The following is a 12,315-nucleotide window of genomic DNA, read 5'->3' on the forward strand; positions in this document are numbered from 1 at the left end:
GATCCTCAGCAAGGGCCCACCCACCACCAGCCACCTCCCAGGCGAGTGGAGGGGCAGACGCGCATGCCGTAGGCGGTCAGGTTCCCGGTGGCCTCGCCCGTGAAATGCGCATAGCCGACGGCGTCGTCGGGGATGCCGAGCCAATCGGGCAGGAACAGGATCGGTTGGCCGCCGCTGGCGCCGAGGGCGGAGACACGGCAGTTGGCCGAGACGAAGCACAGGTGCGCCGGCAGTTCGGCGCCGAGGTAGCTGTGGATCTGCCCGGCGGGGAGCTTACCTTCGTGGGCCAGGTCCGCTACCTGGGTGAAGGCGAAGCGTTCCAGGTGAAAGCGGAGGGGGACGCGCAGGTCGGGGGTGAACTGCAGAGTGACAGGCGCGGTGAGGCCGATGATCGTGAGTACGAGGCCGGCAGCGCCTGCGGCGATCCGGCGCCGCCGCAACAGGACCGTCGTCATGGGCAGGTAGACGGCGAACGCGACGAGGTAGGCGAGTGCCTCGGCCAGCGGGGCCAGCAGCCAGAGCGAGGTCACCAAGTGGCCGATGTGCAGCCCCATGGCCACCATCGCGAACGTCACCACGCCCATGGCGGTCAGGAGAATCGGCGTGGTGAACCGCTGCAGGGAGGCCGTCACGGGCACATCGTAGGAGCGCGACGTGCAGACCCTGCCCGCCTTGTGTGGAGATCCCGTGAAGATCGGCTCGGCGGCGGCACAGACGGCGTTCCTCTCTGGGAGATGGCCTCTGGTCATCGTGCGGGGGGTGCACCACCTCGGCTCGGACAGGACAACCGACCCGTGGTCATGTGAAGCCCGATTCCGAAGAGGGGGTGGATCTGGATTTCCAGTCAGCTTTCGCCGTGCGTTCTTGGCCGCATTTCGTCAGAGCAGCGGAATTGGGGCGAGGCGAACCGCGCCCACACCCCATCCGATGAACCGAGCCTGAACCTCAGCCGCGGCAGGAGAGTACCGAACCGTCCGTGAACTCCGCCGTCGACGTCACGCACACGATGACATCGGAGAAGTCCGCGCCTCCGCCGCAGGCATATGCACTGCCCGCACCCATGAACGTCGCGCCACACAGCGCGACTACCGCCAAAGCCCGGCTGATCATCTTCTTCATTTCCGCTTCCCCCTTAGAAGGATTTATTCGTGCCGAATGTTTCGTTCAAGGATGGCGTGGGCGATGGGCAATTTGAAGATCGACGGGTGGCAAGATACTGCGGAATCGAAGGCAGCATCATGCAAGCCGAACCGGACTTGTCGCAGGGGGCGATGCGGCCGTCCCTGTCATCGGCGACGTCTCGTGAGTCACGAATCCTCGGTGGACAGCAGACGGCCCAGCGTGTCCAGACCGTGGTGGAGCCGCCGGAAATAGGTGGCCCGGCTGATGTGGAGTTGCAGGGCGAGTTGCTGGTGCGTCCGCGGTCGCCCCAGGTAGTAGTGCCGCAGGATCCATCCCGCCTCGGCGTCCTCCGGCGAGTCGCCGTCCTCCAGGGCGCGCACGGCATCCCGCAGCCATTCCTGGAGGTCCATCACCGTCGCCGTACGTGCGCAAGCCAGGAGCGGACTGTCGGCGAGTCCGGCCTCGTCACGGATGCGCGCCAGGGCCCAGCCCACATCCCGGCCCGTCGGGCCCTGGGGGGCGGCGACCCCGTCCGAGACCGGGACGAGCCGCTCCACCCAGTCGGGCAGCGCGTCCCGGCCGAAATCCTGGCTGTAGATCTCGGGCCTGCGTCCGCACCGGTAGATGTCATCGGTGGTCGTACCGTGCCGCCGGAACCGCAGACCACGCAGCAGCCGCTGGTAGTCGGGGTTCGGAGTGGACACCGTCAGCAGCAGGCCGCGCGAGCGGACCTGGTGAAGTAGGTGCCGCAGGAGGAACGCGTGCAGGCCCCGGTCGGGGCAGTAGGCGGCGCCAAGGACCAGGCTGCCTGCGCCCCGAGGCCGGCCGAACAGCCCGTCGGCATGCTCTTGGAGCAGCGACTCCACGCTGGGCACGGTGCGCTCGGCGACGTGGAGCAGGCCGATGAGGCCGGCGGCTCGGCCATCGCCGTCCCTGAGCAGTTGGAAGCCCGACGGATCGTCGCGCAGCCATTGCTCCACCATGCGGTCCGTCCGCCGGGTGTCCAGCCCTCCGCTCCGGGCCCACCAGTGCATCAGCTCGCCTATGTCGTCCGCGTCTCCCGGGTCGGCGGTGTGAACCAGGCCCGTGGAGGAACTCGCGGGGAACAGCGTCTCGCGCACGGCGTCGTCATCGGACAGGGCCATGACGCTCTCGGCGAGTCGACTGCGGTGCTCAGCGCTGGGCTCTGTGGCCAGCAGGCGCTTGCGGTAGGCCAGCGCCCGGGTCCGCGTGCCGCGGTGAGCGGTGGGCTGCCGCCACCGGTGAGCCAGCTCGATCACGCTGCGGAACGGCTCGACCACGGCGAGCCCGAGTTCCGAGCGGGCTACGACGCTGAGCCCGCGCAGGGCGTCGAAGACTTCCGGGTCGGCCTGCAGCAGCGCCTCGTCGCCCGACCACATGGTGGCCAGCCGGTCGAGTGTGCCTCGCCATCGCTGTGCGGGCAGTTCACGGGAGAGCCGCTCGATGATCTCCTGAGTGATCTGGTCGGCCACCGTCCCCGGAACGTGCGGCGACGCACCCGCGTGCAGCGCCCTGCACGCCGCGCCGGCGATCAGTGGATTGCCTGCGGCGAGGCGGACGACCAGGTCCTGGCTCTGCGGGGCGTGCAGCTGCGCGTCCGCTGCCAGCTTCCTGATCCGCTCGTCCTCCCATGCGGAAACCCTGAGCACCGTGGCCCCCGACAGGGTCCACTTCGGGTGGGCCAGCAGCGAGCGTCTGCTCACGACCAGCACCGGCCTGCCGTCCTGCTGTCGCCGCGCCCGCACGGCTTCCAGCGCGGACAGCGCGTCCGGGCTGTCCGCGCTGTCGAGGGCCAGCGGTGCCCTGGTGTCCTCGGCGAGCGCGGCCGGTACGGCCTCCAGTGCGTCCGGCTGCGACAGATCCAGAACCGACACCGAGGCCAGGCTCGACACGAGTCGGGACTTGCCGATGCCGAGGGGGCCGGTGAGGTTGACGAGCGGATGCCGGTCCAGTGCCTCCCGCAGAACGTCGGGACTCACCCGCGGCGCCGGCCCGGCGGCTCGTGTTTCTCCCATCAGATCTCCTTGCATTCTCCGGCGAACGGCCATCGCTGCACACGGCGAACACGTCCTCGTCTGTGTGACGCGGCGGGGAAGCGGTCTGCCGCCCTCCGCTGAGACTGTGAGACTCCCGTGAGACTTGGTTTGTTTGCTTCCCGGCTAGTTTGTGCTCCGTGGTCACCAGGCACCGGGACCGAACTCGCGGGGGGAGACATGCAGGGCCGCACCATGTCCGTACTCGGTCTGAGCGGCGCCGAGGAGGATGTCTACCGCTACTTCCTGCGCAATCCACGCACACCCGCGCACGATATCCACGGGATGTTCCCCTTCGGCGAGGGGGGAGCGACGCAGGCGATCTCGCGTCTGCGTGACCTGCGGCTCCTGCACGGGGACGACGAGAGCACGTGGGCGACAGAGCCCGGTGTGGCCGTGCCCCGTCTGATGGAGAAGCAGTTGGCGGCGATGCACCGGACGATACGCCAGCTCACCAACCCTTGGCCCATACTGCGCTCGCTGCAGCGCGACCGGCAGGACCCGCTGCCGGAGCTCTCCGAGACGGCCGACGGCGCGGGCGTGACGTTCCGCCGGCTGGAAGACCCGCGGGAGGTACGCGCCCACATCGACGAACTCGCCTTCAGCGCCCAGGAAGAGGTACTGGCGGCCGAGCCCTACGACACGCTGCCGCAGGAGAACATCACCCACAGGCGGCCCGTCGACGTCCGCTGTCTGCGGCGCGGCGTACGCATCAGGAATCTCGTGCGCACGACCGCCCTTGAGGACGCGGCCACTCTGGCCCATCTGCGGGAACTGCACGCCAACGGTGCGCAGATCAGAGTCGCGAACGAACTGTCGCACCAGATGCTGGTCTACGACAGCCACACGGCGCTGCTCCCGATCGACGTCCACGACACCGCCAGGGGTGCCCTTCTCATCGAGGAGAGCACCCTGGTGGGCGGCGTCGTCAGCCTCTTCGAGAGGCTGTGGGCGGCGGCGACGGACTTCGCCACGCTGACGGCCCCCGGTGCCGGGCGGATCACCCGGCTCTCCGAGACGCAGCAGCGTGTGCTGACCTGCATGTGCACCGTGAGCAAGGACGAGGTGGGCGCCCAGCGGGCCGGCATGTCGCTGCGCACCTACCGCCGGCACATAGCGGACCTGCTGTGTGCGCTCGATGCCGGCAACCGCGCACAAGCAGCGTTGACGGCGCGCGAGCGGGGCTGGGTGTGACCGCATGCGGGGCCTCGCCCATCGTACGTGGTGATCTTGTGCTCGACCGCCATGAGGGAGAGGGTCAGCTCACGGATCCGACGGCGGATGGTGTCGCGATGTTCGAGCAGCACGTCGAGCCGCCATGGCAGCCGGCCTAGATCGGCCGGACCGACGCAGGGACGCCCTCGAAGTCGGCGCTGCGGGCGGTCTCGGCCCACTGCTCGACCTGCTCCAGGCCACGCCGGTAGACACCCGAGATACGCTCGACCGCCTCGCGCCCGAGCGGCAGCCGCAGCGGCACCTCGTCACTGTGCGCGAGGGACACGATGATCTCGGCCGCCCGCGCCGGGTCGCCTTCCTGCAGGCCGTCGGTCCCCGCCATGTCCGCGCGGACGGCGGCGAGCAGGTCGCGGTAGGTCTCGGACGCCTCGGCGAACTCGAGCACGTCGGCCGCGTTGAAGTCGGTCCTGAACCGGCTGGGCTCGACGATCATCACGCGGATCCCGAACGGCGCCACCTCCCCTGCCAGGGCCTCGGACCAGCCTTCGAGGGCGAACTTCGACGCGGAGTACGCCGACACGCCGGGGAACGACATGCGCCCGCCCTGGCTGCTCATCTGCACGATCGTCCCCGTGCCCCTGCCCCGCATCGCCGGCAGCGCCGCTCGGACGAGGGCTGCGGGGCCGAACAGGTGCAGCTCCATCAGCTCGCGCAACCGCGAGTCACTGACCTCCTCAACCGCTCCCACCACGGCCCGGCCCGCGTTGTTGACCAGCACGTCCACCTGCCCGAAGCGGTCGAGCGTGCCCTGCACGAGGTCCGCGGCCGCGGCGACGTCGCGGGCGTCGAACTTCGCGATCAGGAAGGTGTCCGGGTACGCGGCCTCCAGGTCGGCCACGCTCTCGGGCCGGCGCACCGCCGCCACCACGTTGTCGCCCGCCGCGAGCGCCGACTCCGCCAGTGCGCGCCCGAAACCGCGGGACGCGCCGGTGATGATCCAGGTCTGTGTCGTCATGGCGAGAACGCTATGGTTTCGAGCGCGCTCGAACGCAAACCCGCGCGACCACGAACACTGAGACGTCGTCGTGGTGAGCGGGTGGCGAGACGCCGGAAATGATGTCGCCGGGCATTCGGCTGACGCGTAAGGTGCGGGCGTGCATCCTGCTGATTTCTATACAGGCATCGTCGCCGAGTTATACGGGCCGCTGAAGTCCGTGGCCCAAGATCCAGAGCCCTACGCGGCGTTCGTCCAAGAGGCTGGTTCCCCGGCTCTGGAGCTGGGGTGCGGGGACGGCGATCCATTGCTCGACCTGCGTCGGCGCGGCCTCGACGTCGAGGGTGTCGACTCCTCGGCGGACATGCTGCAGCGGTGCCGTCACCGGGCGCGGAAGCAAGGCGTCGATGTCGTCGTCTACCACCAGCGCATGGAGGCGCTCGATCTGCCACGCCGCTACCGTGCGATCTTTCTTGCCGGGCCGACTTTCAACCTGCTCCCCGACGACTCCATCGCTCTGGCCGCCCTTCACCGCATCCGCGACCATCTCGCCGTGGGCGGCACCGCCCTGGTGCCGCTGTTCGTCCCATCGCCCACACCTGCCGAACGGATCGGCCGGGTGCGCACCGCTACAGCGGACGACGGTGCAGAGTTGCGGGTCTCGGTGGTGTCCGAGGAGCGTAGCGATTCCGCGCGGACGCAGACGACGGTGTTGCGCTACGAGCGGTGCCGCGACGGCGAGAGCACCGTCGTGGACCGCCCCTGGGTACTGCACTGGTACACCCGCTCAGGATTCGAGAGCCTTGCCGCAGCCGCCGGCCTGATCGCGGTCTCGGTCCTGGAGTCGCCAGGCGCCTCCGACCTGCAATTCCAGCTGCAGGCCGCCGGTTAAGCTGCTGTCGAGTTGTCAGGGTTGCCTGCTGGTCGCCGCCCAGTCGAGGAGCGCCTGAGCGGTCTCGAAGCGGCGGCTGGAGCTGCTCTCTCCCAGAAGCACGCCGACCAGCTGACGGCCGTCCCGGTCGGCGGCGAAGGCGAGGGTGTAGCCCGCGGCGCGCGTGAATCCGGTCTTCAGGCCGATGGTGCCCGGCGTGCGGAGGAGGCGATTCGTGTTCCGCCAGGAGTAGGCGCGGTGCTCCGCCGTCTCAGGGATCGAGCGGTGCCGGGTGGAGCCGACCTTCTTGATCAACTGGTTGTTCAGCGCCGCCTGGGCGAGCCGCACCTGGTCGCGTGCGGTGGAGTAGCCGCCGCCCTTGGCGGGCATCCCGTCGACGTTGACGTACAGTGTGTCCTTCATGGCGAGCTCGCGGGCGTTGGCGTTCATCTTCGCCGTGAACGCGTCGACACCAGGCCCGTACGTGCGGGCGAGCGCGTGGGCGGCGTCCGCGCCGGAGGGCAGCATCAGGGCGTACAGCAGGTCCTCCACGGTGAGCCGGTCACCGGCGCGCAGGTACGCCACCGAGGCGCCGCCCCTCGACGCGTAACGCACGTCCTTGGCGGTGACCTCGACCACGTCGGTCGGCTTGGCCTGCTTCAACACGGTGTAGGCGGTCATCACCTTGGTAATGCTGGCCACCGGGACCCGAAGATCGGCCTTCTTGCTGAAGTAGACCTTGCCGGTCTTGGCGTCGATCACATGGGCGGCACGGCCGAGCACCGCGGGGGCGTCAGCGGAGGGGGCGGGAACGTGGGCACGGGGAGCCGGTGAAACGACCGAACCGGCCGGTGGGGCGGCCTGTGCGACAGGGGCGACGGCGGTCACGGCGCCTGCGGTGATGGCGACGCCGAGCAGCGCGCGGCCCAGCCGGTTCTTGAGGTACGTGGGCATGAAGGGGTTGTGCTCCTAGCTTCCATGCCGCCTACCGGGTTAGCTGACGGGTTCGGGCTGGGAAGTGCCCTACGGACGCGGCTGAGCCGGCGTTCGATTCACCCCAAGGGAAGTGGGTCCCCGGTTCCGTGGATACGGATTCGGCGGCCGAGTGTCGTCCTGCGGATGAGCCTCAGGAGACGCGCGGTCCGGGCAATGCAATGGCAACGGACGAGTCGACGGCTCGCTGCACAATGCACTAAAAATAGCCAAACTGCACAAAAGGGGCAAATACTCCACACTCGCTCCCGCCCGATCCGCTACGCGTCGGCGATCGACCCCCAGCCGTCGTTCCAGATGTTGTCCCAGTCGGCCTTCACGATGAGCTTGTACGCGCGGTGATCGCAGCACCGAGCCGGCAAGGTGCGACACCGACCGCCAGCAGGCGGAACCGGCTCGATCCGCGCCCCAGCCGCGTCCGTTGACTCAGCGTCCCCGGTCATGTCGGAGCGGGGACGGTTCGAGGTCGAGCGCGAGGTGGAGTTGGCGCGTCCACCAGCGCAGCTGCGCGGTCGGGTCGCTCGCCGCGACGCCGGTGAGGCCGGCGCTGCGGCGGAAGGCACTCCCGTAGAGAGGCTCCATCGCCATCGCTTGGTGGAGGGCCGCGACCGCGAGCCGCGTGTCCTCGGTCGAAGCCGCGGACGGCCGAAGCCTGTGGAGTGCGTCGACAACCGGGTTCAGCATCCCGTCGCCATGCTCTCGCCAGCCCGCAGCATGCAGCGCGACCGCCAGCTCGCCGTAGCCCTGCCGGTACAGACCTGCGAGTGACTCGACGAGCTCCAGGAGGTCGGCGCCCTGCTCCAGCCACGACGAGAGAACGTCCTGCACAGCGGCTCTCAGTTGGCGTCCACCGTGTCGAAGCAGTTCGCGCAGCAGGTTGTCGCGGCTCTGGAAGTGGTGTGTCACGCCGGCGTCGGTCATGCCGACCCGGGCGGCGACGGCACGCACCTGGACCGCCGCGACGCCTCCGTCGGCGAGCAGCGCTGCCGCGGCGTCGAGGATCAGCCGGCGAGCCTCTTCAGGCGGTCTTCGTGTACGGCGTGTCCCCACGACTCCAACCTTACCTTGACCGGCCAAGGCAGCGGGTCGTATCGTACCTTGACAGCTCAAGGTAAGGGGTGCGGACATGCCTGTGGTCGACCTCACGACGTCGCGAGGGAACGAGGTTCCGGCCTCCCGTGAGGGCCTCGCTCGACGATTCGGTGCCGTCCCTGGCGGCAGGCGCCGGGACGAGCCGGGCTCCGACCAGCGATGACCGAAGTCACCCTCGCCCGAGGAGACGTGACGCTGCGAGGCACGGCCACCGGCATCGGTCCGACCGTCATCCTGCTCCACGCCGGAGCCGAACGTCGCGGTGTGTGGACGCCGGTCGCGGCGGCGCTCGCCCTGTCCGGGCTCCGGACCGTGGCCTTCGACCTGCGCGGTCACGGCGACAGCTCGGGACGGGCAACGACGCTGCGGGCCATCGAGCAGGACGTGACCGCGATGATCTGCCGAGAGCCGGCACCGGTCGTCGTGGTCGGCGCCTCCCTCGGCGGGCTGGCCGCCATCGCGGCCCTCGCCGACCCACGCGCGGCACGACATGTCGCCGGGTTGGTGCTCGTCGACGTCGTACCCGATCCCGATCCCGATCGGGTTCGCGCCTGGCTCGATGCCCGTGGCCTCCGCCACATCCACGCCGAGCTCGTCGAGGACATCCTCGAACGCGGTCCCGAGCTTCTGGCGACAGCCGCGAAGATCGAGCTGCCGATCCTGCTCGTTCGTGGCGGGCCGCGCTCACCGCTCATCGACGCTGAGGTGGAGCGCTTCCGCGCCGCCAACCCTGCGGTCACGGTCTCTCAGGTGCCTGCCGCAGGTCACCTGGTAGCTCGTGATGCTCCCGATGAGCTCGCCCGCATCGTCGCGGACCGCGCGTCGACGTGGCTCGCCACCGGGACGACCGCCCGTCGTGCCTTCGCGCTGCAACGCTCGCTGGGCGCCGACCGGCTCGACCACCCAGGTGGAACGCTGCTCGCCCACCTGCACAGGGTGCACGCCCTCACCGTGGCGTGGTCCGCCGCGCCACGTACCCAGCTGGCCGCCATCTGCCACGCGACCTACGGCACCGACGGGTTCCCGCACGCGCTCATGGCGACGACGGAGCGGCGACGGCTCGAACGCGTCATCGGGTCCGATGCCGAGTCGCTCGTCTATCTCTATGGCGCCTGTAACCGATCCCACACCTACCGCGACCTCGGGCGCCAACCGCTTCCCGTCCGTGATCGCTTCACCGGCGACATCACGCCGATCCATGAGGCCGACCTCGTCGACTTCGCCGTGCTCACCATCGCCAACGAGCTCGACGTCGCCCGCTTCGCTCGTCTTCCACGCACGGCCCTGAACGAGATCCGCCGCCTCGTGGCCGCGCTCGCCGCCTACGCGCCCGTCGAAGCCGCGCGGGCGCTCGACGACGGCGCCCTCGCATGACCATCGAACAGCCATGGACGCTCGCCGACCCGCCGGGGCTGTCCGGCGTTCGTGCCGGCGACGACCTTGTGGCTCCTCGGCGGCGGCGATCCCCTGCCTAGCCCGTGGTGAGATCGCGGCGGCGCATGCCGTACAGACCGAGGGCCGTCAGCGCCGCGGCGAGTGCGACCAGGACCACCGTGGCCACCGGGGCGAACGCCCCCAACGGGTGCCAGGGAAGGTGGGACAGCACCGACGTGTTCACCAGCCATCCCTGCACCCCCCAGTAGGGCCCCAGGATCTGGACGAACGCGCTGTACACGAGCACGACCCAGGCCGCGCTGATGGCCCGCGGGGCGAGCCCGAGCAGCGCGGCGGGTACGGCGAGCAGCACCAGCACCTCCGGGATGCGGAGCAGGCATGCCCGGACGACCTCGCCCGCGAGGGCGGGGTCGCCGCTCGACGCGGCGGCGCCGGCGCCGAGCGCGAGACCGTACACCGCCAGCAGGACGACCAGGGCGAGCGCGGAGACCAGCAGGGACGACCCGAGCCACGTCGATCTGCCGGTCGGCCCGGCCAGCACTGGACCGAGACGGCCGCGCACCTCCTCCGCCCGGAGCCGGAGAACCGACAGGACCGCGAAGACGCCGGTGTAGAGGGACCCGGTGAACACCATGAGGCTGAGCCAGGCCCGCCCGAAGTCCGCCCCGGCGAAGATGGGGAGAGCGGTGGTCGACATTCCACCGGTCATGCCGCCCAGGACGAGTCCCACGGTGACGAACGCGGCTCCCCACCAGCCGATGGCCCCCTGCTGGAGCCTCAGCGCGAGCGTGAACGGCGAGCGCAGCCACGAAGGCGCCGTGGCCCGGCCGGGACGTGGGGCCACGAAGGCGGCAGCGAGATCTCTGCGGCTCGCCAGGGCGTAGGCGCCCGCGACCAGGAGCCCGGCGAGAAGAGCGGAAAGACCGAGCGGCCACCAACGATCGCCGGCCAGCACCCGGGCCTGCTGTGACCAGCCGATCGGCGACAGCCAGAACAGCGGACCGCCCTCCTGGCTCTGCATCGCTCCCGCACCGCGGAGAATCCACGCTCCGAAGAGCACCGCGCCCGCGAGCCCGCCGGCGCCCCTGGCGTACTCGGTGAGCTGGGCGGTGACCGCGGCGACCGCGGCGAACACCAGCCCGGCCGCGGCGAGGGAAGCGCCGAACAGCAGCGCGCCGCCGGTGGGAAACCCGATGCTGATCGCCGCGACGGCGGTGAAGACCGCGAGCGCGGCATCGCCCAGCAAGGCGACGATCAGCGCCGCGGTGAGCTGGGCGTGCCGGCCGACGACGGCCGCGCGGATGAGTTCGGCCCGGCCCGTCTGCTCTTCTGCCCGGGTGTGCCGGGTGACGAGCAGGATGTTCATCAGCGCGGCGGCCAGCAGGAACTCGACCCAGTAGGCGGCGAGGAAGTACTTCTGCGTGGTGACGGCCTCGGCGTCGAAGAAGGGCCCCGCGAGCACCCTCATGAAGGAAACCTGGATCAGCTCCGTGGCTTCGGCCAGGGCCTCCGGCGTCGGGACGACCGCGGTGGTGGCCGCGTAGTAGAAGCGCGGGACCAGGACCGTGATGGCGAGCACCCAGATCGGCAGCTTGATCCGGTCGCGGCGCAGCGCCAGCCGTACCATGGCGCCGGTGCCGGTCAGGTGGCCGCTCGCCGCTCTCGATCCGGTACGGCTGTGCGCAGGGGAGACCGTGGCGGTCATGCCGCCTCCTTGATCCCGTAGTGCCGGAGCATGAGCTCCTCCAGCGTCGGCGGGTGGCTGACCAGCGAGTGGATGCCGAACCTCGTGAGGTGCAGGACAGCCGCGTCGAGGTGTTCGGTGTCCACGCTGAACCGCACGCCGCCGCCCTCGATCTTCGCGTTGTGGATGCCGGGCAGCCGGTCGAGGCCGCTGACCGGTGCGGCGGTCTCGGCCACGATCGTCGTCCTGGTCAGGTGCCGCATCTGCGCCAGCGTCCCCGACTCCACGACCTTCCCCTCCCTGATGATGGTGACCCGGTCGGCGAGGGTTTCGACCTGGGCGAGGATGTGACTGGACAGCAGGATGGTGTGCCCGGCGGCCTTCGCCTCGGCGACGACCTGCTGGAACACCGCCTCCATCAGCGGGTCGAGCCCGCTCGTGGGCTCGTCGAGGATCAGCAGCTCCACGTCGGCGGCGAGGGCGGCGACGAGGGCGACCTTCTGGCGGTTGCCCTTGGAATAGGTTCGCGCCTTCTTCTTCGGGTCGAGCTCGAACCGCTCGATCAGCTCGTCCCTGCGCCTGTTGTCGAGCCCGCCGCGCAAGCGGCCGAGCACGTCGATGGCCTCGCCTCCGGTGAGGTTGGGCCACAGCTCCACATCGCCCGGCACATACGCCAGCCGCCGGTGCAACGCGACGGCGTCCGCCCAGGGGTCGCCGCCCAGCACCCTGGCGCTGCCGGAGGTGGCTCGCATCAGGCCCAGCAGGATGCGGATGGTGGTCGACTTTCCCGCCCCGTTCGGGCCGAGGAAGCCGTGCACCTCGCCGGTGCGTACGGTGAGGTCGAGCCCGTCGAGGGCGCGTGCCGGTCCGAAAACTTTGACGAGTCCGGCAGTGGCGATGGCAGAGGTCATGGGTTCTCTCCGATGGCGGGTCT

Annotated in this window: 11 protein-coding genes and 1 riboswitch; of the genes, 3 read left to right on the forward strand and 8 right to left on the reverse strand. The window is 70.1% G+C overall.

Annotated elements, in window-relative coordinates:
* Nucleotides 1–5: 5 nt before the first annotated feature.
* The 3 genes from ACFSKW_RS05595 to ACFSKW_RS05605 form a co-directional block, all read right to left on the reverse strand.
* The gene (locus ACFSKW_RS05595) at nt 6–632 is read right to left on the reverse strand and encodes a hypothetical protein (protein ID WP_379569837.1); all 627 of its coding nucleotides are present in this window, start codon (nt 630–632) and stop codon (nt 6–8) included.
* A 313-nt stretch (nt 633–945) separates the two neighbouring features.
* Nucleotides 946–1,119, reverse strand: coding sequence for a hypothetical protein (locus ACFSKW_RS05600; protein WP_379569839.1), 174 nt, complete (start codon nt 1,117–1,119; stop codon nt 946–948).
* A 188-nt stretch (nt 1,120–1,307) separates the two neighbouring features.
* On the reverse strand, nt 1,308–3,158 hold the full coding sequence (locus ACFSKW_RS05605; protein WP_379569841.1) for a hypothetical protein: 1,851 nt from the start codon (nt 3,156–3,158) through the stop codon (nt 1,308–1,310).
* A gap of 213 nt (nt 3,159–3,371) precedes the next feature.
* Between ACFSKW_RS05605 and ACFSKW_RS05610 the strand changes: the two genes are divergently transcribed.
* Nucleotides 3,372–4,370 (forward strand): hypothetical protein, encoded by a 999-nt coding sequence (locus ACFSKW_RS05610; protein WP_379569843.1) that lies wholly within the window; start codon nt 3,372–3,374, stop codon nt 4,368–4,370.
* Nucleotides 4,371–4,506: 136 nt separating this feature from the next.
* On the opposite strand, the gene ACFSKW_RS05615 is transcribed toward ACFSKW_RS05610, so the two are convergent.
* Nucleotides 4,507–5,367 carry an SDR family NAD(P)-dependent oxidoreductase gene (locus tag ACFSKW_RS05615; protein WP_379569845.1) on the reverse strand — a complete coding sequence of 287 codons (861 nt, stop codon included), beginning with the start codon at nt 5,365–5,367 and terminating at the stop codon, nt 4,507–4,509.
* Between the two features lie 139 nt (nt 5,368–5,506).
* Between ACFSKW_RS05615 and ACFSKW_RS05620 the strand changes: the two genes are divergently transcribed.
* The gene (locus ACFSKW_RS05620) at nt 5,507–6,238 is read left to right on the forward strand and encodes a class I SAM-dependent methyltransferase (RefSeq protein WP_379569847.1); all 732 of its coding nucleotides are present in this window, start codon (nt 5,507–5,509) and stop codon (nt 6,236–6,238) included.
* A 15-nt stretch (nt 6,239–6,253) separates the two neighbouring features.
* On the opposite strand, the gene ACFSKW_RS05625 is transcribed toward ACFSKW_RS05620, so the two are convergent.
* Both ACFSKW_RS05625 and ACFSKW_RS05630 read right to left on the reverse strand, forming a co-directional pair.
* Nucleotides 6,254–7,171, reverse strand: a complete 918-nt coding sequence (locus ACFSKW_RS05625) for a D-alanyl-D-alanine carboxypeptidase family protein (RefSeq protein WP_379569849.1) — start codon at nt 7,169–7,171, stop codon at nt 6,254–6,256.
* Nucleotides 7,172–7,184: 13 nt separating this feature from the next.
* Nucleotides 7,185–7,327, reverse strand: a riboswitch (cyclic di-AMP (ydaO/yuaA leader).
* Nucleotides 7,328–7,636: 309 nt separating this feature from the next.
* On the reverse strand, nt 7,637–8,260 hold the full coding sequence (locus tag ACFSKW_RS05630) for a TetR family transcriptional regulator (protein ID WP_379569851.1): 624 nt from the start codon (nt 8,258–8,260) through the stop codon (nt 7,637–7,639).
* Between the two features lie 201 nt (nt 8,261–8,461).
* Between ACFSKW_RS05630 and ACFSKW_RS05635 the strand changes: the two genes are divergently transcribed.
* The gene (locus ACFSKW_RS05635) at nt 8,462–9,676 is read left to right on the forward strand and encodes an alpha/beta fold hydrolase (RefSeq protein WP_379569853.1); all 1,215 of its coding nucleotides are present in this window, start codon (nt 8,462–8,464) and stop codon (nt 9,674–9,676) included.
* A gap of 97 nt (nt 9,677–9,773) precedes the next feature.
* Here ACFSKW_RS05635 and ACFSKW_RS05640 read toward each other — a convergent pair whose 3' ends face one another.
* Together ACFSKW_RS05640 and ACFSKW_RS05645 are read right to left on the reverse strand one after the other, a co-directional pair.
* A complete protein-coding gene (locus ACFSKW_RS05640; RefSeq protein ID WP_379569855.1) occupies nt 9,774–11,402 on the reverse strand; it encodes an ABC transporter permease in 1,629 nt (542 codons plus the stop codon).
* On the reverse strand, nt 11,399–12,292 hold the full coding sequence (locus ACFSKW_RS05645) for an ABC transporter ATP-binding protein (RefSeq protein WP_379569857.1): 894 nt from the start codon (nt 12,290–12,292) through the stop codon (nt 11,399–11,401). The genes ACFSKW_RS05640 and ACFSKW_RS05645 overlap by 4 nt, the downstream gene beginning before the upstream one ends.
* Nucleotides 12,293–12,315: the final 23 nt, after the last annotated feature.

The sequence above is a fragment of the Nonomuraea mangrovi genome (genome assembly GCF_042681425.1).
Classification (GTDB): Bacteria; Actinomycetota; Actinomycetes; order Streptosporangiales; family Streptosporangiaceae; genus Nonomuraea; species Nonomuraea mangrovi.

Coding starts and splice junctions, on each gene's coding strand:
- ACFSKW_RS05600 (WP_379569839.1), bottom strand. CDS start 1,119: ATGAAGAAGATGATCAGCCGGGCTTTGGCGGTAGTCGCGCTGTGTGGC.
- ACFSKW_RS05605 (WP_379569841.1), bottom strand. CDS start 3,158: ATGGGAGAAACACGAGCCGCCGGGCCGGCGCCGCGGGTGAGTCCCGAC.
- ACFSKW_RS05610 (WP_379569843.1), top strand. CDS start 3,372: ATGTCCGTACTCGGTCTGAGCGGCGCCGAGGAGGATGTCTACCGCTAC.
- ACFSKW_RS05615 (WP_379569845.1), bottom strand. CDS start 5,367: ATGACGACACAGACCTGGATCATCACCGGCGCGTCCCGCGGTTTCGGG.
- ACFSKW_RS05625 (WP_379569849.1), bottom strand. CDS start 7,171: ATGCCCACGTACCTCAAGAACCGGCTGGGCCGCGCGCTGCTCGGCGTC.
- ACFSKW_RS05635 (WP_379569853.1), top strand. CDS start 8,462: ATGACCGAAGTCACCCTCGCCCGAGGAGACGTGACGCTGCGAGGCACG.
- ACFSKW_RS05640 (WP_379569855.1), bottom strand. CDS start 11,402: ATGACCGCCACGGTCTCCCCTGCGCACAGCCGTACCGGATCGAGAGCG.
- ACFSKW_RS05645 (WP_379569857.1), bottom strand. CDS start 12,292: ATGACCTCTGCCATCGCCACTGCCGGACTCGTCAAAGTTTTCGGACCG.